The organism is Christiangramia sediminis, assembly GCF_020552705.1.
Taxonomy (GTDB): Bacteria; Bacteroidota; Bacteroidia; order Flavobacteriales; family Flavobacteriaceae; genus Christiangramia; species Christiangramia sediminis.
The window spans coordinates 1-23,133 of record NZ_JAJBZG010000004.1; the positions used below are offsets into that span (position 1 = coordinate 1).

The following is a 23,133-nucleotide window of genomic DNA, read 5'->3' on the forward strand; positions in this document are numbered from 1 at the left end:
AAAGCGGGTGCAAATATAAAACGAGTTTTGCTCTCCAACCAAATTAATTCCTAAAAAAATTAATTATTTTTTTCAAGCCTTTTCCTTGCTATTGCTTACTCCCAGTACTCTCAGTGAACTTACGCCTCGCTCTCAAAGCGGCTGCAAATATACACCAACTCATTGCTTTCTACCAAATAATAATCAAGGTTTTTTAAGGAAAATTAAAATAAATTATAAGCTATTGCTTTCCAGCAACTTCAGATTGAAGAAAATTCCAAAACACAATGATAAATACATTCCCTAGCCTATACCGAACTCATTCTTCAATTATAATATTACCTATATGTATATATGTATTGCGCAACCAAACTCAACACCTTATCTTTGTGCCTTCGCAAAAAATGAATAAAATGATCAAGATTACTCTGCCAGACGGAAGTATTAAAGAGTTTGAAAAGGGCACTACTCCAATGGAGGTTGCTAAAAGTATAAGTGAAGGTTTAGCCCGAAATGTAATTTCGGCTAAATTCAATGATGAAACAGTGGAAACTTCCACCGCATTAAACACCGATGGTAATCTTGTATTATTCACCTGGAATGATGAATTGGGGAAGAAAGCATTCTGGCATTCTACTTCTCACGTAATGGCTCAGGCCATCCAGGATCTTTATCCCGGTGCGAAACTTACAATTGGACCAGCGATCGAAAGAGGCTTTTATTATGATGTAGATTTTGGAGAGCATAAAATTTCAGATAACGACTTTAAAAAGATCGAAGACAGAATGCTTGAGATTGCTAGAGGTAAACATGATTTCCAAATGAGAGAAGTTTCCAAGCAAGAAGCTCTTGAGTTTTATAAAGGAGAAAACAATCAATTCAAGGTTGAATTAATTGAAAACCTTACCGACGGTGATATCACTTTCTGCGACCATGATACCTTTACCGATCTATGTCGTGGCGGACATATTCCGAATACAGGCATCATTAAAGCGGTAAAATTGATGAGTGTAGCCGGTGCTTACTGGAGAGGCGACGAAAACAACCCTCAACTTACCCGGGTTTATGGAATCTCATTTCCGAAGCAGAAAGAATTGAAAGAATATCTGGAACTATTAGAAGAGGCCAAAAAAAGGGACCATCGAAAACTTGGAAAGGAACTGGAACTTTTCACTTTTTCTCAAAAAGTTGGACAGGGTTTACCATTATGGCTGCCAAAAGGAGCTGCTCTAAGAGAACGTCTGGAGAACTTCTTGAAAAAAGCACAGAAGAAAGCCGGATATGAGATGGTAGTTAGTCCACATATAGGAAGCAAGGAACTATATGTAACTTCTGGTCACTATGCCAAATACGGTGAAGACAGTTTCCAGCCTATCACTACTCCTAATGAAGGGGAGGAATTCATGCTGAAACCCATGAACTGCCCACACCATTGTGAAATGTATAACGCATCTTCATGGAGCTACAGAGATCTTCCAAAAAGATTTGCTGAATTTGGTACAGTATATAGATATGAACAGAGTGGTGAACTTCATGGGTTGACCCGGGTTCGAGGTTTTACTCAGGATGATGCTCATATTTTCTGCATGCCTGAACAACTGGACGAGGAATTTAAAAAAGTAATAGACCTTACCTTATATGTATTCCAGTCTTTAGGATTTAATGATTTCGTTACCCAGGTTTCTTTGAGAGATCCTGATAATAAAGAAAAATATATAGGTTCTGATGATGTTTGGGAAAAAGCCGAATCAGCTATTATTAATGCTGCGGAAGAAAAAGGACTTAATTATGTAATTGAAACCGGCGAGGCCGCATTTTATGGTCCAAAACTGGACTTTATGGTGAGAGATGCTTTAGGCCGAAGCTGGCAATTAGGAACGATACAGGTAGATTATAATTTACCTGAACGTTTTGACCTGACATATAAAGGAAGTGACAATGAGTCACACCGTCCGGTAATGATTCACCGGGCACCTTTTGGCAGCATGGAAAGGTTTGTGGCAATTTTACTGGAACATACCGGAGGCAACTTTCCGCTATGGCTAATGCCTGAGCAGGCTATTATTCTCTCACTCAGTGAGAAATATGAAAAATACTCACAAAAAGTTTTAACTTTGCTTGAAAATAACGAAATTCGCGCCCTTGTTGACAACAGGAATGAGACTATAGGTAAGAAAATCAGGGAAGCAGAAGTTAAGAAATTCCCTTATATGCTTATCGTTGGGGAGCAGGAAGCCAAAGATGGTACGATTTCTGTTCGTAAACACAGCGAAGGCGATTTGGGCACCATGAAGATCGAAGAATTTGCAGATTTGATAAATTCAGAAATCAATAGTACCTTAAAGCCTTTTAAAACTGAAGTTTAATTTAAATTTTAAGCCATAGCTATACGTAGAAGAAAACCGAACAGATTCGGCAGACAAAAAGAAGAGCAACACCGAATCAACGAGAAAATCAAAGCAGACGAAGTGCGTCTGGTTGGTGATAACGTAGAGATGGACGTTTATCCTGTGAAACAAGCTCTTGCAATTGCAGAGGAACAGGGTCTAGATCTTGTGGAGATTTCTCCCAACGCGAAACCACCGGTCGTAAAGGTCATGGATTACAAGAAGTTTCTTTATGAACAAAAGAAACGGGAAAAAGCCATGAAAGCCAAAGCCAGTAAAGTGGTTGTAAAAGAAATTCGTTTTGGTCCCAATACAGATGACCATGATTACGAGTTTAAAAAACGTAATGCAGAGAAATTCTTAAAGGACGGAGCAAAGCTAAAGGCTTTTGTGTTTTTCAAGGGACGTTCAATTGTTTTTAAAGATAAAGGAGAGATCCTTCTTTTAAGACTTGCTCAGGATCTTGAAGAATATGGTAAAGTAGAACAAATGCCGAAATTAGAAGGGAAAAGAATGACCATGTTCTTATCTCCAACTAAGAAATCGAAATAAACCTCTCCCAAAACTGCAATTGCAGTTTTGACCTCTCCAAAAGAGAGGATATTGAAAGGTTAAAACATAAATAGAAATAAGAGAGTTAATTATAAAAAAGGACAGCAATGCCTAAGATGAAAACTAAATCCAGTGCCAAGAAGCGTTTTAAGCTAACAGGTACAGGTAAGATTAAAAGAAAGCACGCGTTTAAGAGTCATATCTTAACAAAGAAGTCTAAGAAACGTAAGCTAGCCTTAACGCACAGTACTTTAGTTCATGATGCAGATAAGGACAATGTCAAACTTCAATTACGTTTAAAGTAATTTGAAGCTCTTGAGGTTTTAATAAATTATTTAACCATGGAGTTGGGCAACACTTCGACTGCGCTCAGTGTGACAGTTTGAAGTTTAAGTTAAAAGTGTCGGTTATCGACCGCCTGCTACAAAAAAATGTAAAATATGCCAAGATCAGTAAACTCAGTTGCCAAAAGGGCACGTAGAAAAAAAGTTTTAAAGCAAGCAAAAGGTTATTTCGGACGTCGTAAAAACGTTTGGACCGTTGCTAAAAATGCGGTTGATAAAGCGATGCTTTATGCATACAGAGACCGTAAAGCCAAGAAACGCAACTTCCGTTCTTTATGGATAATGCGTATTAACGCTGCAGCCAGACAAGAAGGATTATCTTATTCTCAATTCATGGGGAAACTTAAAGTTAGTGAAATCGGTTTGAACCGTAAGGTTCTTGCAGATCTAGCGATGAATAACCCAGAGGCTTTTAAAGCAATTGTAGAAAAAGTAAAATAAACGATTACACTCTCTTATAAAAAAATCCTGCCTTTTGGCGGGATTTTTTGTTTTTATTCCCCAAATGCTGTGAGAACTAGTTTTCTTGAACCTCCATGGTCTCGGTGTTCACAAAGATATATTCCCTGCCAGGTACCAAGATTAAGCTTTCCGTTAGAGATCGGGATCTGTACTGAAGTTCCCGTTAAAGATGATTTGATATGCGCAGGCATATCGTCTGGCCCTTCTGTGGTATGTTTATAATATGGCTGATTCTCCGGAACCATTTTATCAAAATGACTTCTGAAATCTTCGCGAACTGTTGGATCTGCATTTTCGTTTATAGCCAGACCGGCTGAAGTATGCTTTATAAATATCTGAAGCATTCCAATATCTATATCTTCAATTTCTGAAAACTGATTAACGATCTCCTCGGTGATCAAATGAAAACCCCTCGGTCGGGGTTTGAGTCTAATTTCAGTTTGGTGAAATTCCATCATGTCTTCTGTTCTTTTTTCTTAGCTGCCGGAAAAAGCACATTATTAAGAATAAGCCGGTAACCAGGTGAATTTGGATGTAATTGCAATTCAGTTTTAGGATCTCCTACCCTGTGCTGATAATCTTCAGGATCATGACCTCCATAAAAGGTAAAGAATCCTTTTCCTTTTATTCCATGAATATATCTTGCTTCACCATTAAGTTTACTTTCTCCCATGATCAAAACACCCGGTTTAATAGTATCGGGATCGTAACTGGTAGTTTGTCCCATGAATCCTTTTACCAAACGAGTATGGTTTTGGGTTAGCATGGTAGGCACCACATCCCATTTGGCTGAATAATCCATTAAACTAAAATAATCGTTCTCTTTTTGGATCTGCCTTTTTTCGGTCATATCTATACTTGAGAATTCATATATCATGGGGCTTCTTTCCAGTTCGAAATTTGTAAAAGCAAGGGTCTTATTAAAATCAATTTTGGCCTGATATCCCGGTTCACTTGGATCCCCGTCAAACATTGCTTCTGCAATATCAACTCCTTCCGCGGCGAGAGCTATATCAAAACTATCGGTAGCGCTGCACATGGCAAACATGAATCCACCACCAATGACATAATCTCTAATTTTTACAGCTACGGCAAGTTTCTCTTCAGAGACTTTCGAATATCCAAGTTCTTGAGCTAAACGCTCGGCTTCACGTTTTTCCTCTATATACCAGGGAGTAGTTCTGAATGCACGATAAAACTTTCCATACTGGCCTGTAAAATCTTCATGATGCAAATGCAGCCAGTCATAAAGCACTAAGGCATCATTAAGCACCTCAGTATCATAAATGGTTTGGTAAGGGATCTCAGCGTAGGAAAGAGCCATGGTCACGGCATCATCCCAGGGTTTATTCCCGGTAGGACTATAAACGGCAATTTTAGGTGCCTTTTCCAATACGACAGATTCCATATTTTTCGAAGGACTGCTGATCTCCTCCAGAATTGAAGCAGACATATTATCACTGATCACCTCAAAATCTACTCCGCGAATCTGACATTCCCTGCGGAGTTTATCTGAATCTGAGATCAAAAAAGCTCCCCCCCTGTAATTAAGAAGCCAGTTAACCGATAATTGATTTTCCAGGGAATAATAGACAATTCCGTATGCCTTCAGGTGGTTGCCCTGAGTTTCAGCATCCATCGGGATAAGGATCTTCGAGGCAAAAACCTGGGAACCCATCAGCATAAAAAAAGAAAGCAGCAAAGTGGTTTTATACACTTTGCTGCTTTTAAAATTTTTAGATATGCTTATTCCTTTAGCTGAAATTAGCCGGTTTAGTTTAGAACGGAACATCATTGTCATCATCATCGCTATTCATTGAACTTCCAAAAGCTTCATCGGCACTTGGATTTGGTAAATTGAAATTCCCAAATTCATTATCATCGCCACTATTCATACTTGACGGAATTTCAGATGGAAAATTAAAGTCTTCTAAATTATCAAATTTACCGAGTTCTCCAATGAATTTTAGACGGATATTTTCTAATCCCCCATTACGGTGTTTTGCTACAATAAATTCTCCCTGTCCCTGGGTAGGTGTTCTCTCTTCATCATCCCACTCTTCGATCTTATAATATTCTGGACGATAAATGAAAGATACGATATCTGCATCCTGCTCGATCGCTCCGGATTCCCTAAGGTCAGAAAGTAATGGTCTTTTGCTTCCTCCACGTGTTTCCACCGCACGAGAAAGCTGGGAAAGTGCAATTACTGGAATTCCAAGTTCTTTAGCCAGGGCTTTCAGGTTTCGTGAAATTGTTGAAATTTCCTGTTCCCTGTTTCCTCCACCTTTTTGACTTCCTCCAGCCGTCATCAACTGCAAATAATCAACAACAATCATTTTAATACCGTGTTGGGAAGCAAGTCGGCGGGCTTTTGCCCTAAGATCGAAAATTGAAAGCGATGGGGTATCATCAATAAACAAAGGAGCTTTCTCAAGATCTTTTACTTTCACATTCAATTGCTCCCATTCGTGTTGCTCCAATTTACCGGTTCTTAGTTTTTCCGAAGAAAGACCGGTTTCAGAAGAGATCAAACGTGTGATCAACTGTACCGAAGACATTTCCAGGGAAAAGAAAGCCACAGGAATCCCCTGATCTACGGCAATATTACGAGCCATAGACAGCGTAAGTGCAGTTTTACCCATACCAGGACGCGCAGCTACAATAATCAAATCTGAAGGCTGCCAGCCCGAGGTAAGTTCATCCAGTTTATCAAAGCCGGACGGAACTCCACTAAGACCTTCCTTGTTGGAAATTTCCTGAATTTTCTTTTTCGCCTGAATAACCAAACTCTGAGCAGTTTCGGTAGAGCGTTTAATATTCCCCTGGGTAACTTCATAAAGTTTAGATTCGGCAGAATCCAACAGATCAAAAACATCTGTTCCTTCATCAAAAGCTTCTTCAATAATTTCATTGGAAATTTTGATCAAACTCCGCTGAATATATTTCTGAAGGATGATACGGGCATGAAACTCAATATGCGCCGAGCTCGAAACCTTTTGCGTAAGTTGAATCAGGTAATAGTCTCCCCCTACTTTATCAAAAACCTTATCTTTTTTAAGTTGGTTAGAAACGGTTAATAAGTCAATTGCTTCAGATGCATCGAATAATTTTTTAATCGCATCATAGATAAGCTTATGACTGTTTTTATAGAAAGCTTCCGGGATTAGAATATCGATAATTTCATCAACCCCTTTTTTATCTATCATCATAGCTCCAAGCACAACTTCCTCTAAATCAACGGCCTGCGGCGGAACTTTTCCTTTTTCAAGACTTACTACATTAGATTTTTTGTAGGTAATATTTTGGGGGGAGGTCATTTTTTCCATAAAACGAAAATAATTAATTTGTTAAGACAATCTTAATAAAATCGACCTAAGTTACTTAACAGGTAATGAACATTCCACCTGTTAATAAGTAAGTTTTTCTGTTAATAAGATAAAAAAATCCGGAAACATTTCCCCGGATTTTTTAATGATGTTGTATAGATAAAGAGCTTATCCTTTAAACACTCCCATGTTTAAATATTTATCCATTCTCTTTTCTACCAGTTCTTGTGGTGATAAGTTTTTGAATTCAGAATAAGCATTGGAAATCGAAGATTTTACCGTATCAAAAATCACTTCTCTGTTGGCATGTGCTCCACCAAGAGGTTCTTTTACGATCTCATCTATCAACCTCTGTTTCTTCATATCTATTGCAGTAAGCTTGAGTGCTTCTGCGGCTCTTTCTTTATATTCCCAGCTTCTCCAGAGGATTGAAGAACAGGATTCAGGCGAAATTACAGAGTACCAGGTATTCTCCAGCATCATCACCTTATCTCCCACACCTATACCCAGAGCGCCTCCACTGGCTCCTTCACCAATGATCACTACAAAGATCGGCACTTTAAGGCGAGTCATTTCCAGGATATTCCGGGCAATTGCCTCCCCCTGTCCGCGCTCTTCAGCTTCAAGGCCAGGATAGGCTCCAGGAGTATCTACGAAACAAACTACAGGAACGCCAAATTTTTCCGCAGATTTCATTAATCTAAGGGCTTTTCTATAACCTTCAGGATTTGCCATCCCAAAGTTTCTATACTGTCTGGTTTTAGTATTGTAACCTTTTTGCTGACCAACGAACATAAAACTCTGATCGTCTATTTTTCCAAGACCACCAATCATGGCTTTATCATCCTTTACATTTCGATCTCCATGTAATTCAAGAAAAGTATCCCCACAAATAGCGTTAATATAATCTAAGGTATATGGTCGATTAGGATGTCTCGATAGTTGAACACGCTGCCAGGGAGTCAAATTTTTATAGATCTCCTTCTTCTTTTCTATTAATTTCTTCTCGATCTGCTTACAGGTGGCGGTAACATCAACCTCGCTTTCTTCTCCAATATTACATGCTTTAGAATATTGGTCTTCAAGCTCTTTGATAGGTTGTTCAAAATCTAAATATTCCATACTTCTTATGGTAATTATTTTTTATAGCTTACAAATATAACAACTTTGAGAGGATAGATTTCCCCGATAAAGTTTAAATTTTGAAACGAATTTGTGAGCTAGCGTTTGGCGCGGAATAAAAGCACTACAGCCAGTACGCCGAATACGATATTCGGAAACCATACAGCGATTAATGGGGAGAAGGTAGATTGCTCTGCCATGGTCCCAAAGACTTTATCAAAAAAGATAAATATAAAGGCCAGGGTGATCCCTACAGCCAGATTCACGCCCATCCCTCCTCTTCTTTTAAAAGAAGCCACGGCAACGGCGATAATAGTTAAAATAAATGCTGAAATTGGAATGCTCCAACGTTTATAAGCTACCACCAAATATCTGTTGATATTACCCGATCCTCGACGTCTCTCTTTTTCGATAAATTCGTTTAATTCAGTATAATTAAGGGTTTCGGCGATATAAGATTCAGGGGTAAGCTCATCAAATTCAAACGGTAATATAGTATCCAGGGTTCTCATAAACATGATACTATCTTCTTCTTTACCAATAATTCGCTTATCTACCCGGGTTAGTTTATAAAGACTATCTTCTTCGCTATATCTTAGGTTGGCTGCACTGATCTTGAATTTAAGCTCGTTCCCTTCAAAGTGTTCCAACGTAAAGTTTCTGGCAGATTTACTTTTGGGTTGGAAGTGACTTGCGTAAATATATTCATTATCATTAATCTGCCTATAGACATCACTTGTTTCCTGAGTTTGCTCTCCCCGCTTCAGGTATTGATATTTGAATTCATTAAAACCTTTACTCGCCTGGGGAGCCAGGTACATAGCCAAAATTAAAGCACCTATACAAACGATAGTGGCACCTATAAGGTAAGGTCTCAAAAATCGATAGAAAGAAACTCCACTACTTAAAAAGGCAATGATCTCTGTATTCATCGCCAGTTTGGAAGTAAACCATATTACCGATAGAAAGAGGAAAATAGGAAATAAGAGATTGGCAAAATAGATCGTAAAATCTAGGTAATAATAGGCCACCTCTATAAAAGGAACTTCATTTTCCAGGATCTTATCTATCTTTTCAGCAAGGTTTACAGTGATCCCAATCGGAATAAAAAGAACCAACATCATCGTGAAGGTTCCCAGATATCTTTTAAGTATGTACCAATCGAGAATTTTCAAATTCCGGAATTAAAGTCGTTTATCCATTTGTTTTACCATTTTATCTTTCCATGAAGTAAAATCTCCGGCTAAGATATGTTTTCTCGCCTCTCTTACCAACCAAAGATAAAAGCTCAGGTTATGAATACTAGCAATTTGCCTGCCAAGCATCTCATTAACGCTGAATAAATGCCTCACGTAGGCCTTGGAATATTCTGAATCTACAAAACTTACTCCCTCGGGATCTATGGGTGAAAAATCATCTTCCCACTTTTTATTCTTGATATTAATGGTACCATGAGAGGTAAATAACATCCCGTTTCTACCATTTCTGGTTGGCATCACACAGTCGAACATATCTATTCCCAGGGCAATATTTTCAAGAATATTGATTGGAGTACCCACTCCCATTAAGTACCTAGGTTTATCTTCCGGAAGAATTTCGGTAACCACATCGGTCATGGCATACATTTCTTCCGCAGGTTCTCCTACTGAAAGTCCGCCGATGGCATTTCCTTCAGCTCCGGCATTGGCTATATATTCCGCAGACTGTTTCCGCAGATCTTTATAAGTACTTCCCTGAACAATCGGGAAAAAAGTCTGTTTATAATCGTAAATTTCAGGAGTCTTTCCCAAGTGATTGATACATCTGTCCAGCCACCGATGTGTCATATGCATCGACCTCTTGGCGTAATTATAATCACAGGGATAAGGAGTACATTCATCGAAAGCCATGATAATATCGGCGCCGATCGCTCTTTGTATTTCCATCACATTTTCCGGAGTAAATGTATGATAGGACCCATCAATATGAGATTTGAATTTTACTCCTTCTTCCTTGATCTTTCTTCTGGCTGAAAGCGAATAAACCTGATAGCCTCCGCTATCGGTTAGAATATTCCGGTCCCAGTTCATAAATTTATGAAGCCCTCCGGCTTTCTTCAGAATTTCGGTTTTAGGCCTTAAATAAAGATGGTAGGTATTTCCCAGGATCACATCGGGATTTATATCTTCCTTTAATTCTCTCTGGTGTACTCCTTTTACTGAAGCTACCGTACCAACCGGCATAAAAATAGGAGTTTCAATTTCTCCGTGATCTGTAGTAATTTTTCCTGCACGTGCTCTACTACCGGGATCGGTAGTTAAAAGTTCAAAATCCATAGTTAAATTTAATCGCTGCAAAGATACTCAAGTAAATATCAAATGGAAGCTCAATTATAGGTTAAGACTGTTAGTATTTTCGATAAAAAGTTAATAACTGCCCCATACTTGCTTTGCCAAAGCCTTTTAAAAAGTTATTTTTGCCGCAATAAAACAACACAATTATAAAATGCCAGACATCAACGAATTACAAGATTTTGCTACCCAGGTTCGCCGGGATATTCTAAGGCAGGTTCATAAAGTAAATTCCGGACACCCGGGAGGTTCTTTGGGCTGTACAGAATTTTTTACGGCACTGTACCAGGAAGTTATGGAGCACAACACCAACTTTAATATGGACGGAAAAGACGAAGACCTCTTTTTCCTTTCTAACGGACATATTTCACCTGTTTTTTACAGTGTGCTTGCTCGTAGCGGATACTTTCCGGTAGAAGAACTGAATACTTTCCGCCTTATAGATTCAAGATTACAGGGTCATCCCACAACACATGAAGGATTACCGGGAATTCGAATCGCTTCGGGTTCTTTAGGACAGGGAATGAGCGTGGCTCTTGGTGCTGCTCAAACCAAAAAACTGAACAAGGATAAGCATATCATATACACTCTCCACGGGGACGGCGAACTACAGGAAGGCCAGAACTGGGAAGCTATTATGTACGCCTCTGGAAATAAAGTAGATAATATTGTTTCCACAATAGATCTAAACGGTCAGCAGATCGACGGAAGTACTGAAACGGTTCTTCCATTGGGAAATCTAAAAGCTAAATTTGAGGCTTTTGGCTGGGATGTGATGGAAATAGAAGATGGTAATGATCTGCAACAGGTTATAGACGGTCTTAAAGAAGCTAAAACCAGAACTGGCAAAGGAAAGCCGGTTTGTATATTAATGAATACGGTAATGGGTCACGGAGTAGACTTTATGATGCACACACATGCGTGGCATGGAAAAGCTCCAAACGATGAACAACTGGAAACAGGACTTTCTCAAAATCCTGAAACCCTTGGAGATTATTAATCTGTAATTCATTACAAAAGAAGAATCATGAAAGAATATAAAAATACAGGAAGTAAGGATACAAGATCTGGATTTGGAGCTGGTTTAACTGAACTGGGTAAAACCAATGAGAATGTAGTAGCACTTTGCGCTGACCTTACCGGATCACTTAAAATGGATGATTTCAAGGAAAATCATCCGGAACGATTTTTCCAGGTTGGAATTGCAGAAGCTAATATGATTGGAATGGCTGCCGGGATGACCATTGGCGGAAAAATTCCTTTTACGGGAACCTTTGCTAACTTTTCTACCGGAAGAGTTTACGACCAGATTCGCCAGAGTGTGGCCTATTCGGGAAAGAATGTTAAGATTTGTGCATCTCATGCCGGTGTTACTTTAGGAGAAGATGGAGCAACTCACCAGATCCTTGAAGATCTTGGACTAATGAAAATGTTACCGGGAATGACGGTGATCAATACTTGCGATTTCAATCAGACTAAAGCGGCAACGCTAGCTATTTCTGAACATAACGGACCGGTTTACCTTAGGTTTGGAAGACCGAAAGTGGCTAATTTCACTCCGGAAGATCAGAAATTTGAGATTGGAAAAGCCGTTAAGCTATACGAAGGAAGTGATGTGACCATTATCGCTACAGGTCATTTGGTTTGGGAAGCGATCCAGGCTGCTGTTGAACTGAACGAAAAAGGTATCAGTGCAGAAGTGATCAATATTCATACAATTAAACCTCTTGATGAAGAAGCTATTATTGCTTCAGCTAAGAAAACAGGTTGTGTGGTGACTGCTGAAGAGCATAACTTCCTTGGCGGATTAGGTGAAAGCGTTGCACGAACCCTGGCAGAGAACCATCCAACTCCTCAGGAGTTTGTGGCCACCCAGGATACTTTTGGAGAAAGTGGAACTCCTGCGCAACTAATGGATAAATACGGTTTAAATGCAGCAGCAATTATTAAGGCTACTGAAAAAGTTTTAAAGCGTAAATAATATTCTAATTATCAATATTATAAAAGCCTCTCAACCTATAAGTTGAGAGGCTTTTATATTTTCCGGTAATAAACAATTACTAAACAACGTTATATTAGCCGAACGATAAATAATTTGAATATGAAAAAGCTAATGTTACTGGCCGTGATCTTTGTAAGTGTAAACCTTTCTGCTCAAAATGCCAGCTTTGGCCTAAAAGGAGGATTAAACTACGGAGCTACCGGTGAATTTGAATCTTTTAGTCAGGTTGCTGGAGATTTCACCTCATCTTTTGAAGACGGGGAAAATAAAACCGGTTTTCACGCGGGGGTATTTGCTCAATTTGAAGTTCTGGGAATTTTTATTCAGCCGGAATTAATGTATACCGAACTAAACACAGAATACTCTGCATTCGATTATAAATTAAATAAAATAGATGCTCCGGTATTGTTGGGACTAAATGTTCTTGGTCCATTGAATATTAAAGCGGGACCATCTTTTCAGTATATTCTGAATAATGAAATAGAAGGGAGTGATCTTGATATTGATGATGTTGAGAAAGATATTACCGTAGGCTATCAGCTGGGGGCAGGTCTCGATCTGGGAAGACTGGGCTTCGATCTTAGATATGAAGGTTCTTTCCAGGACAATTTTGCCAGTGGTGGCGACATCGCCGCAGATTCAGGCTTTACAATAGATTCCAGACCATCGCAATGGATCTTAAGTTTATCCTACACTCTTTAGCAGATAATAATGCTTCATATAGAAAAACCCGGAGATCCCGGGTTTTTTTATGCAATAAACTTAAAATGAAATTATGTATGTCATTTCGACCAATGGGAGAAATCTATTAGTTAATAAAATTTCTCAGTCTCCTTACTCTTTCGAAAAGACATATAAATAAGAATTATTTTTTTCTGAACCAGGCTTAAAGTTGCATTAATTCCTAGTTCGCAACCTGACTGATAAATTTGATCCGGTAAAGCCTTAGCTCTTCATCATCATAATCTCCATCAAATTCTTCCATGGCTTCATCGATCTTATCGGTTTCTGCTTCCAGAAAATAATCGTGGATCTCTTCCTGCTGATCTTCATCAAGAATATCATCCAGCCAGTAATCTATATTGAGTTTTGTTCCGCTATAAACAATAGCTTCCATTTCCTTAATAAATTCAGGCATGGCCATTCCTTTTGCCGAAGCGATATCGGTTAAAGGTAATTTCCTGTCCACATTCTGGATAATATAAAGTTTTAAGGCAGAGTTGGCCCCGGTAGATTTCACTACAAAATCGTCAGGTCTAACAATATCATTATCCTCTACATACCTGGAAATAAGTTCTACAAACTCCTGCCCGTATTTCTTCGCTTTTCCCTCTCCTACTCCGTGTATATTACTTAGTTCTTCAATATTTACAGGATATTTCAAGGCCATATCCTCCAGGGAGGGATCCTGAAAGATCACAAAAGGAGGCAGATCTTTCTTTTTTGCGACCTTTTTCCTTAATTCCTTCAACATCTTTACCAGCTGGGCATCTACTGAAGCTCCGCCTTTGTCAGCTTTGGCAACGGCCTCTTCTGTGGCAGCATTATAAATATGGTCTTCAGTCATCATAAAGGACACAGGTTTCTGAAGGTATTGTCTTCCCTTGTCTGTTAATTTTACAACGCCATAAGTTTCAATATCTTTTTTCAGGTATCCGGCTACTAAAGCCTGACGGGTAAGCGCCATCCAGTAATTGGAATCTCGATGTGCCCCTTTTCCAAAGAGCGGATGTTCATCTGTTTTATGAGAAAGAATAAGCGCGTTGGATTTCCCGATCATCGTTTTTACGACCTCCTTGGATTTATAAAGTTCATTGGTCTCTTTTATTGTTTTCAATAAAAGTTCCGCATCATCCTTAGCCTCATGCTGTTTCTTCGGATTCCTTACATTATCGTCCATACTGGCACCTTCACCGGTTTCAGAATCAAATTCTTCCCCGAAATAATGCAGAATGAATTTTCTTCTGGACACCGAAGTTTCAGCATAGGCTACTACTTCCTGAAGTAAGGCATGACCAATCTCCTGTTCTGCAACAGGTTTACCGCTCATAAATTTTTCTAACTTTTCAATGTCTTTATATGAATAGAAGGCGAGACAATGCCCTTCGCCGCCATCCCTGCCGGCACGACCTGTCTCCTGATAATAACTTTCAATACTTTTGGGAATATCATGGTGGATCACAAAACGAACGTCTGGTTTGTCAATTCCCATCCCAAAAGCAATGGTGGCCACCACCACATCTATGTCTTCCATCAAGAACATATCCTGGTGTCTGGACCTGGTTTTCGCATCCAGTCCCGCATGATAAGGCACTGCTTTTATACCATTTACCTGAAGCGTCTGTGCTAACTCTTCTACTTTTTTTCTGCTTAAACAATAAATAATCCCCGATTTACCATCATTCTGTTTTACAAAACGGGTAATATCAGCCTCAATATTCTTTGTTTTCGGCCTTACTTCGTAATAAAGATTTGGCCGGTTAAAACTGGCTTTAAAAGTTTTTGCATCGGTGATCCCAAGGTTCTTCAGAATATCTTCCTGAACTTTGGGGGTAGCAGTAGCCGTTAGACCAATAATTGGGATATTGTCGCCAATCCTTTTCAGGATATGCCGAAGGTTCCGGTACTCAGGTCTAAAGTCATGTCCCCACTCACTTATACAGTGAGCCTCGTCCACGGCAAGAAATGCTATGGTCTGATTTTTAAGAAAATCAACATAATCTTCCTTGGTAAGGGATTCAGGGGCTACATACAGGAGTTTACAGATACCATTCTGGATATCAGATTTTACCTGATTAACTTCAGTTTTATTTAAAGAGGAGTTCAGCACATGGGCCACGCCATGTTCAGAGGAGATACTACGTATGGCATCTACCTGATTTTTCATTAAAGCTATAAGGGGCGATACGACAATAGCAGTACCGTCTGATATAAGCGCAGGGAGCTGGTAACATAGTGATTTACCTCCGCCAGTTGGCATTACCACAAACGTGTCGTTTCCTTTCACGATGCTGGTAATTACTTCTTCCTGAAGCCCCTTAAACTGACTAAATCCAAAGTACCTCTTGAGTTCTTTGTGTAAATCAATTTCGGTCAAACCCATTCAATTGTGTTACAATTTTACATACATTTGCATTACTAAATATACATATTTCTTTAGTACCTGCAATTCTTAATTTAATCTAATTTGAAACTTAGCGATCAAATCATTTCCACTGCCAAAGAAACCATTTCCAACGAAGCAGAAGCAATTGCCAACCTCGAAAATTTTATTGACGAAGATTTCACCAAAGCCGTGGAGATCATCTATAAATCTGAAGGTCGGGTTGTGGTTACCGGTATAGGAAAAAGTGCCATTATTGCCAATAAAATAGTAGCGACTTTAAATTCTACGGGGACACCTTCTATCTTTATGCATGCCGCCGATGCCATTCATGGCGACCTCGGCATCGTTCAGGAAAATGATATCGTTATTTGTATTTCTAAAAGCGGAACCAGTCCCGAAATTCAGGTCTTGGTACCCTTAATTAAGAATTTCCATAATACCCTTATTGCCCTTACCGGTAATAAAGAATCATTTTTGGGAAAAGAAGCAGATTATGTTTTGAATTGCTATATAGAAAAAGAAGCCTGTCCTAATAACCTGGCCCCCACTACCAGTACTACTGCTCAAATGGTGATGGGCGATGCACTTGCCGTATGCCTTTTAAATCTTAAAGGATTTAGTAGTAAGGATTTTGCCAAATATCATCCCGGTGGATCCCTGGGGAAAAAGCTTTATCTGCGTGTTAGAGATATCACTTCGCAGAATATGATCCCACAGGTTTCCCCAGATACAGATGTTGCCAATGCGATCATAGAGATTTCTGAAAAAATGCTTGGAGTAACCGCTGTTTTGGAAAACGATAAAATCCTGGGTATCATTACCGATGGAGATATTCGTAGGATGCTTAAAGATCATGAGGAAATTAAAGGCCTGAAGGCTAAAGATATTATGAGTAAAAATCCTAAGACCATAGATCAGGATACCCTGGCTGTGGAAGCTTTGGATGTTTTGCAGAAAAACCAGATCTCGCAATTACTAGCGGTGGAAAACGGAAAATATGCAGGCGTGGTACATTTACATAACTTAATAAGAGAAGGAATTTTATAATGGATAAAATAGCCCCCCAGGAAGAACCCGGTAATGAGATGTCTTTTCTAGACCATCTTGAAGAATTAAGATGGCATCTTATAAGAGCGGTACTGGCCATAGTTATAGCTGGTGGAATCGCTTTTATGCTAAAAAGCTTTATTTTTGATGTGCTTCTTTTTGGCCCCTCCAGGGGTGATTTCTTTTCGTATGATATGCTTTGTCGGATTTCTACATATGTAGGTATAGACGGAGGCTTCTGTTTTGAGGAAATGCCTTTCCGTATTCAGAGTAGAACCATGGGCGGACAGTTCTCTGCACATGTATGGACTTCCATAACTGCCGGTTTTATCATTGCATTTCCCTATGTGATCTATGAATTCTGGAAATTTGTCGCTCCGGCTATGCATAGTACAGAACGTAAACATGCCAAAGGTTTTATTTTTGTGACCTCATTATTATTCTTTATAGGCGTGCTTTTTGGATATTATGTGGTAACTCCGCTTTCCATTAATTTCCTCGGAAAATATCAGGTAAGTGAAACTGTTTTCAACGATTTTGATTTAAGTAGTTATATAAGTCTGGTCAGGGCTTCGGTATTAGCCAGCGGACTCATTTTTGAATTACCTATTGTGATCTACTTCCTTACTAAAGTGGGTGTGGTCACTCCCCAGTTTCTAAGAAAATATAGAAAGTATGCGCTAATTATCGTGCTCATCCTTTCCGCAGTAATAACCCCGCCAGACATTGTAAGTCAGATAATTGTTGCTATTCCCGTATTGATCTTATATGAAGTAAGTATTGTTATTTCCAGGATCATGTATAAAGAAGAAAAAGAAAAATTAAAAAATTAAGCTATGATAGATAAGGTAGACGAATTCAATTCGTACCGCGCCAAAATGAACGACAAGATCTTGTCTGAAAATAATAAAGTTTTAAAACGAATTTTTAACTTAGATACCAATGCCTTTGCTGAAGGTGCTCTGGATAAAAAGACTAAGGAGCTTCTTGGCCTTGTAGCCTCAACTGTTCTAAGATGTGACGATTGCGTGAAATATCATCTGGAAGCAAGTCATAAAGAAGGCATCTCCAGAGAAGAAGTTATGGAAACTTTGAGTATAGGAACTCTTATTGGAGGAACCATTGTAATCCCGCACTTGAGAAGAGCATTTGAGTACTGGGAAGCTTTGGAAGATAATAAGCAATAATTACGGTATAGTTTCTGTGTTATCAGAAATATAAAATCAGTTTATGAAATTACGTGCTGAAAATCTTGTCAAAACATATAAAGGAAGGGATGTTGTTAAAGGCATTTCAGTAGAAGTGAACCAGGGAGAGATCGTGGGATTACTGGGACCAAACGGTGCGGGTAAAACCACTTCTTTCTATATGATCGTGGGTTTGATAAAACCTAACAGTGGTGATATTATTCTGGACAAACAGCAGATCACTAAATTTCCAATGTATAAAAGGGCTCAGCACGGAATTGGATATCTCGCCCAGGAAGCTTCGGTATTCAGAAAACTTAGTATTGAAGACAATATTCTGAGCGTTCTGGAACTTACCAGCATGTCTAGGAAAGAAAGACTTATGAAAATGGAATCTCTAATTGAAGAATTCGGATTAAATCATATCCGGAAAAATCGTGGAGATCTTTTGAGTGGTGGTGAACGTCGAAGAACTGAGATTGCCAGGGCTCTGGCTACCGATCCTAATTTCATTTTACTCGATGAACCTTTCGCCGGAGTAGACCCGGTGGCGGTAGAAGATATTCAGCGAATTGTGGCGCAATTAAAAGATAAGAATATCGGCATCCTGATTACCGACCATAATGTACAGGAAACTCTTGCTATTACAGACAGAACTTACTTAATGTTCGAGGGGAGTATTCTAAAACATGGAATTCCGGAAGAACTTGCCGAAGATGAAATGGTACGTAAAGTATACCTGGGCCAAAACTTTGAGCTGAGAAAGAAAAAGCTTTTTACTTAATCTACTGTTCTTCTATTCGAAATAATCGATAAAAGTACATAGAGTAATAATATCACTGGTATCGCTATAAATTTCAGGAAGATTATCAAAACTATACAACTGATTATAAAGAAATAGCGCAGTTTATTTTCTTTAAAACCCCAGTCGGAGAACTTTAAAGCGAACAAAGGAAGTTCAGCATTCAGCAAATAACAGCTTATCAAAGTTAAAACTACCAGAAACCATTCATTCAATAAAAGACCCGAAATAAAAGGCCCCGGCTGGTAAGTAAGAATTAAGGGTAAGCTCAAAATTAATAAAGCATTGGCTGGAGTTGGCAATCCAATAAATGAATCTGTCTGTCGCTCATCTACGTTAAATTTTGCTAGTCTATAGGCCGAAGCTAAAATAATCAGCAATCCTATTAAAGCGAATGGCTTCATCTGTATATCGAATACTGAAGAGTTCCAGTCAGCACCCAATCCGCCACTGGCGGGTAAGGCTTTAGTCATTAACTGGTACATCACGATACCCGGCACTACTCCACTGGTCACCACATCGGCAAGAGAATCCAATTGAAGGCCCACTTCACTCTTTACATCTAAAAGACGAGCTGCCAGGCCGTCAAAAAAGTCAAAAAATATTCCTGCAGCCACAAAAATTGCCGCCAGCACCAGGTTTCCTTTTACTGCAAAAATAACGGCAAGGCTTCCGCTAAACAGGTTGAGAAGCGTTATAAGATTGGGGATATGTCTTTTAATTCCCATGGATTGGTTTTAGTTAGAATTCACTAAGCTACTATTTTGAATTTAAAAACTTCTAAAAATTTGTTATATGTTGTCAGTAATCCGCAAGGAAAAGTTTTAATATACTTACTGCGTGGAAGAGATTTCTCCCTACGGTCGAAATGACAACTTAGAATATAAACTGTCATTTCGAACGCAGCAAGAGCGAAGTGAGAAATCTCATTAAACTATTATCAACTTACGCTGAACTTTTTTCAGCATTTCTTTATAATAACTCCTTAAAAGACAAACCATGAACAATGACTATAAATTCACATGCTTATCTTATAATTGATACCTGGTAATTGGTAACTGAACAGAGTTTCCTATTTTTGAACACAGCTCTGCTCTATGAAGAATTTTATTTATGCTAGTCTAACCGGAATCTTCCTGGCCATTTCCTGGCCTACCTACGGTTTTCCGTTATTTATATTTTTTGCTTTTGTCCCGCTGCTTTTAACGGAATTTCAGATAAGGAACCATTCAAAAAGCCGTATAAAACTGAAAGTCTTTGCGCTATCCTACCTGAGTTTTTTCATCTGGAATCTTATCACCACTTATTGGGTATCGTATTCTACGCTATTTGGAGGAAGCTTTGCCGTACTGGCAAATTCCCTTCTGATGGCCCTGGTTTTTTTACTCTACCATATCGTCGCTAAACGTACAGGCTTCAGTGCTGCTTCAGCCTTTCTGGTAAGTATATGGATGGTCTTTGAAAAAATTCACCTCAACTGGGATTTCTCGTGGCCCTGGTTAAATCTCGGGAATGTCTTTTCTGAATATATCAGCTGGGTCCAATGGTATGAATTCACGGGAACTTTTGGGGGAACACTATGGATCTGGCTTGCCAATATTGCCATTTTTAAGGCCCTACTTCAGTATAGAGAATTCAGGGAAAAAAGCATCATCTACAGAGCTGTTTTTAAACTTGCCCTACTCATTCAAATTCCAATTACTGGCTCGCTCATCCTTTACTACAATTACCAGGAACCTAAAGAAACCCTGGATGTCGTCATCCTGCAACCGAATATTAATCCCTATACTGAAAAGTATAACACTACCGATACCAGAATTGGTGAGCTGCTATTCGATCTTAGCAAAAAATCGCTAACCGATTCTACCAATCTTATCATTGCCCCGGAAACCGTCTTTGCCGATGGTACCCAACTTTCAAATTTCAATAACTCTGAAGCTGTATTTTTCGGAAGGCAGATTAGCAGGATTCAACCCGAACTTAGTTTTCTGGGAGGTCTCAGTATGTATGATCGCTTTAGTGATCCCGCAAAAGTCAGAAAACAAACAAACCAACTGGGGCCTAATGACTGGTATGATGACTATAATTCTGCGTTTCTGGTTAAAAATAATACTGATAATACTCAGCTTTATCATAAATCTAAACTCGTGGTAGGGGTCGAAAATTTCCCGTATCAGAATATCCTAAAACCTATACTGGGCAATATCATGATAGATCTTGGTGGTACCGTTGCTATGAAAACAACCCAGGAAGATCGCGAAGTATTATGGCTGAATGATAGCATTGGTACGGCTCCTATAATATGCTATGAATCGGTTTACGGTGAATATGTTACCGGCTATGTGCAAAACGGGGCTGACTTTCTTAGTATTATTACCAATGACGCCTGGTGGGGTGATACACAAGGTCATCAACAACACCTAAGCTATGCAAGATTACGCGCTGTTGAGAACAGACGTTATGTGGCCAGAAGTGCAAATACGGGTATCTCTGCTATTATAAATGCCCGGGGAGATATTGTTCAGAAACTTGGCTACGAAGAAAAAGGCAGTATCGTTGGCAGTATCGGACTCCTCTCTGAAAAAACATTTTATGTAAAGTATGGCGATTATATTCCCAGAATTGCTCAATTCCTGGCGCTTTTTATTTTTCTCTTTTCTATAGTTAAATTCAGAAGAAACCGGCCGTAGTGTGAAGTGTGAAGTGTGAAGTGTGAAGTGTGAAGTGTGAAGTGTGAAGTGTGAAGTGTGTTAAGTTGTTTATTCAAGAATCATTTCGCAAACTTTTTGGGCATTCTTCCAACTAAATTTCCAACAACGTCAACCTGAGCGTAGTCAAAGGTCGAATAAAAATGGCCAATTACTTTACTTCTTATTACTGTTGAGATTTCTCCCTACGGTCGAAATGACTTAGAGACGAAAATCCTTTATAATTCCAAATAAAAAAAAGCTTTTGGCCTCATTTCGGATACGCAGTAAAGCCGAGTCAGAAATCTTCTTTTAATTGTCACTGCATGGAAATGAAATGACCGAAGCAGTCTCAATTCCTCCTGCAAACTGATCACTGTGAACTGCCTACTGAACTACTGTCCCCTAAAGAAAATGACCGTACTTAATGTCTTCAGCAAAATACTAAGATCCAGAAAGATCCCGCGATGCTTAATATAATAAAGATCGTACTGTAACTTCTCCAGACTGTCCTCATAGCAATCTCCGTAATTAGCCATGACCTGGGCCCATCCGGTTAATCCGGGTTTAATGATATGCCTGGTATCATAGAACGGAATAAGTTTTGATAGATCCCTTACAAATACCGGTCTTTCCGGTCTTGGACCAATTAAACTCATCTCCCCCTTTAAAACATTATAGAATTGTGGAATCTCATCTATACGTGAACGCCGCAGAAACCTGCCAAACTTTGTGATCCTGTAATCGTTCTTTTGAGCATACTGCGGTCCCGTTGCCTCCGCATCCTTGGTCATCGTTCTTAGCTTCAGAATATTGAAAATAACCCCATTCTTTCCTACGCGTTCCTGACTGTAAAAGAGCTTCCCCCGGTTAGCTGTTAAATTTCCCAGGATGATCAGCGGACTAATAATAATCCCAAAAACAAGACCTAATAATGAAATAAAAATATCAAAAACCCTAAAGACCAGAATATAAAACTTGTTCTGGTTACTTCTGCTAAACGGAAAATATCTGTAGAAATCTTTGTCTACATTCTGTACGGGAATCCTTCTGGTGATCTCTTCATATACCTGCGTATAATCACGAATGGGAAAGCCTTTTTTCAAAAGATCGCTTAGCTGATTATATAAATTCAGCATCAATCCCTTTTGATAGGCACTGGCTACCACGACTTCATTAATATGATTTTCCTTTATCGCATCCTGCAGCTCTTCTACCTCAAAACGCAGAAGATCTTCTCTTTCTAATTCGGTTTTAAATCTCTGATCGGTATTGATATACCCTACCACAAAATAATTAGGATCAGACTTCTGTAAAGATTCAGCAATTAATTTGATATCGAAAGAATCGCCCACTACCAGGACTCTTTTATAAAATCTGGGGGAGGAAATAAGGTTGATATAAAGAAATCTCCAGATAAGAAGGGCTCCGGCAACCGAAAGAAAGAAGAACAGGATCTGCAAGCGGTTTTCCGGTAAGCTAGGCGTTAAAAACGGGGTAAGCATATAAAACAACACCGTTAAACTGGTTGTTAACAATACATTTTTAAGTACACTGTCAAATCGGTCGGCCTTTTGAAGGTCGTAAAGTTCAAAGATACTCGCAAACAAATTAAGGTAAACCAGAAATACGAGGGTCCATGTCCAGTTATGGCTATCTATACTGAAATAATCAAATTTAAAAATGATTCCCACCACGGCTAGGGTCAACAAAACCGCCACCATATCAAAGAGTCGCAAAAGTATTTTCCGCTCTGATATTTCGAAATGAAAAAGGGGTTTCTGAGACATTACTGGT

Annotated in this window: 21 protein-coding genes; 12 read left to right on the forward strand and 9 right to left on the reverse strand. The window is 39.1% G+C overall.

All coding sequences use genetic code 11. From position 1 onward, the window contains the following. The first annotated feature begins 392 nt into the window (after positions 1–392). The 4 genes from thrS (at position 393) to rplT (ending at position 3,703) form a co-directional block, all read left to right on the forward strand. Positions 393–2,345, forward strand: coding sequence for a threonine--tRNA ligase (thrS, locus tag LGQ90_RS08460; RefSeq protein ID WP_229340083.1), 1,953 nt, complete (start codon positions 393–395; stop codon positions 2,343–2,345). A gap of 15 nt (positions 2,346–2,360) precedes the next feature. Then, positions 2,361–2,918: a translation initiation factor IF-3 gene (infC, locus tag LGQ90_RS08465; protein ID WP_341481961.1), complete on the forward strand. Its 558-nt coding sequence runs from the start codon at positions 2,361–2,363 to the stop codon at positions 2,916–2,918. Between the two features lie 107 nt (positions 2,919–3,025). After that, positions 3,026–3,223 carry a 50S ribosomal protein L35 gene (rpmI, locus tag LGQ90_RS08470; RefSeq protein ID WP_011708523.1) on the forward strand — a complete coding sequence of 66 codons (198 nt, stop codon included), beginning with the start codon at positions 3,026–3,028 and terminating at the stop codon, positions 3,221–3,223. A 135-nt stretch (positions 3,224–3,358) separates the two neighbouring features. Beyond that, positions 3,359–3,703: a 50S ribosomal protein L20 gene (gene rplT, locus LGQ90_RS08475; RefSeq protein ID WP_229340085.1), complete on the forward strand. Its 345-nt coding sequence runs from the start codon at positions 3,359–3,361 to the stop codon at positions 3,701–3,703. Positions 3,704–3,756: 53 nt separating this feature from the next. Here rplT and LGQ90_RS08480 read toward each other — a convergent pair whose 3' ends face one another. From LGQ90_RS08480 to tgt, 6 genes are all read right to left on the reverse strand, one after another. Beyond that, positions 3,757–4,179, reverse strand: a complete 423-nt coding sequence (locus LGQ90_RS08480; protein ID WP_229340457.1) for a secondary thiamine-phosphate synthase enzyme YjbQ — start codon at positions 4,177–4,179, stop codon at positions 3,757–3,759. Beyond that, complete coding sequence (locus tag LGQ90_RS08485) at positions 4,179–5,408, reverse strand: asparagine synthetase B (RefSeq protein WP_229340459.1); 1,230 nt, start codon at positions 5,406–5,408, stop codon at positions 4,179–4,181. Before LGQ90_RS08485 ends, LGQ90_RS08480 begins: the two co-directional genes overlap by 1 nt. A 94-nt stretch (positions 5,409–5,502) precedes the next feature. Beyond that, the gene (gene dnaB / locus LGQ90_RS08490; protein ID WP_229340087.1) at positions 5,503–7,053 is read right to left on the reverse strand and encodes a replicative DNA helicase; all 1,551 of its coding nucleotides are present in this window, start codon (positions 7,051–7,053) and stop codon (positions 5,503–5,505) included. Positions 7,054–7,221: 168 nt separating this feature from the next. After that, entirely contained in the window at positions 7,222–8,175 is a 954-nt protein-coding gene (locus LGQ90_RS08495; RefSeq protein ID WP_229340089.1) for an acetyl-CoA carboxylase carboxyltransferase subunit alpha, read from the reverse strand. A 98-nt stretch (positions 8,176–8,273) separates the two neighbouring features. Beyond that, positions 8,274–9,350, reverse strand: coding sequence for an LptF/LptG family permease (locus LGQ90_RS08500; protein ID WP_229340091.1), 1,077 nt, complete (start codon positions 9,348–9,350; stop codon positions 8,274–8,276). Positions 9,351–9,359: 9 nt separating this feature from the next. After that, on the reverse strand, positions 9,360–10,490 hold the full coding sequence (gene tgt, locus LGQ90_RS08505) for a tRNA guanosine(34) transglycosylase Tgt (protein ID WP_229340093.1): 1,131 nt from the start codon (positions 10,488–10,490) through the stop codon (positions 9,360–9,362). A 169-nt stretch (positions 10,491–10,659) separates the two neighbouring features. On the opposite strand from tgt, the gene LGQ90_RS08510 reads away from it, so the two are divergent. From LGQ90_RS08510 to LGQ90_RS08520, 3 genes are all read left to right on the forward strand, one after another. Continuing rightward, positions 10,660–11,505, forward strand: coding sequence for a transketolase (locus LGQ90_RS08510; protein ID WP_229340095.1), 846 nt, complete (start codon positions 10,660–10,662; stop codon positions 11,503–11,505). 27 nt (positions 11,506–11,532) lie between these two features. Further along, positions 11,533–12,486 (forward strand): transketolase family protein, encoded by a 954-nt coding sequence (locus LGQ90_RS08515; RefSeq protein WP_229340098.1) that lies wholly within the window; start codon positions 11,533–11,535, stop codon positions 12,484–12,486. A gap of 120 nt (positions 12,487–12,606) precedes the next feature. Beyond that, the gene (locus tag LGQ90_RS08520; RefSeq protein ID WP_229340100.1) at positions 12,607–13,209 is read left to right on the forward strand and encodes a porin family protein; all 603 of its coding nucleotides are present in this window, start codon (positions 12,607–12,609) and stop codon (positions 13,207–13,209) included. Between the two features lie 202 nt (positions 13,210–13,411). Here the strand turns inward: LGQ90_RS08520 and recQ are convergent, their stop codons facing one another. Further along, the gene (recQ, locus tag LGQ90_RS08525; RefSeq protein WP_229340102.1) at positions 13,412–15,610 is read right to left on the reverse strand and encodes a DNA helicase RecQ; all 2,199 of its coding nucleotides are present in this window, start codon (positions 15,608–15,610) and stop codon (positions 13,412–13,414) included. A gap of 84 nt (positions 15,611–15,694) precedes the next feature. On the opposite strand from recQ, the gene LGQ90_RS08530 reads away from it, so the two are divergent. From LGQ90_RS08530 to lptB, 4 genes are read left to right on the forward strand one after another with little or no spacing between them, the layout of a single operon-like run. Beyond that, positions 15,695–16,660 (forward strand): KpsF/GutQ family sugar-phosphate isomerase, encoded by a 966-nt coding sequence (locus LGQ90_RS08530; protein ID WP_229340104.1) that lies wholly within the window; start codon positions 15,695–15,697, stop codon positions 16,658–16,660. Beyond that, positions 16,660–17,493: a twin-arginine translocase subunit TatC gene (gene tatC / locus LGQ90_RS08535; protein ID WP_229340107.1), complete on the forward strand. Its 834-nt coding sequence runs from the start codon at positions 16,660–16,662 to the stop codon at positions 17,491–17,493. The genes LGQ90_RS08530 and tatC overlap by 1 nt, the downstream gene beginning before the upstream one ends. Before the next feature lie 3 nt (positions 17,494–17,496). After that, a complete protein-coding gene (locus tag LGQ90_RS08540) occupies positions 17,497–17,847 on the forward strand; it encodes a carboxymuconolactone decarboxylase family protein (RefSeq protein ID WP_229340109.1) in 351 nt (116 codons plus the stop codon). Positions 17,848–17,890: 43 nt separating this feature from the next. Then, entirely contained in the window at positions 17,891–18,631 is a 741-nt protein-coding gene (gene lptB / locus LGQ90_RS08545; RefSeq protein WP_229340111.1) for an LPS export ABC transporter ATP-binding protein, read from the forward strand. On the opposite strand, the gene LGQ90_RS08550 is transcribed toward lptB, so the two are convergent. Continuing rightward, positions 18,628–19,377 carry a CDP-alcohol phosphatidyltransferase family protein gene (locus tag LGQ90_RS08550; RefSeq protein ID WP_229340113.1) on the reverse strand — a complete coding sequence of 250 codons (750 nt, stop codon included), beginning with the start codon at positions 19,375–19,377 and terminating at the stop codon, positions 18,628–18,630. The two genes, lptB and LGQ90_RS08550, sit on opposite strands and share 4 nt — an antisense overlap. A 369-nt stretch (positions 19,378–19,746) precedes the next feature. On the opposite strand from LGQ90_RS08550, the gene lnt reads away from it, so the two are divergent. Continuing rightward, the gene (lnt, locus tag LGQ90_RS08555) at positions 19,747–21,339 is read left to right on the forward strand and encodes an apolipoprotein N-acyltransferase (protein ID WP_229340115.1); all 1,593 of its coding nucleotides are present in this window, start codon (positions 19,747–19,749) and stop codon (positions 21,337–21,339) included. A 392-nt stretch (positions 21,340–21,731) separates the two neighbouring features. Here lnt and LGQ90_RS08560 read toward each other — a convergent pair whose 3' ends face one another. Next, complete coding sequence (locus tag LGQ90_RS08560; RefSeq protein ID WP_229340117.1) at positions 21,732–23,126, reverse strand: sugar transferase; 1,395 nt, start codon at positions 23,124–23,126, stop codon at positions 21,732–21,734. Positions 23,127–23,133: the final 7 nt, after the last annotated feature.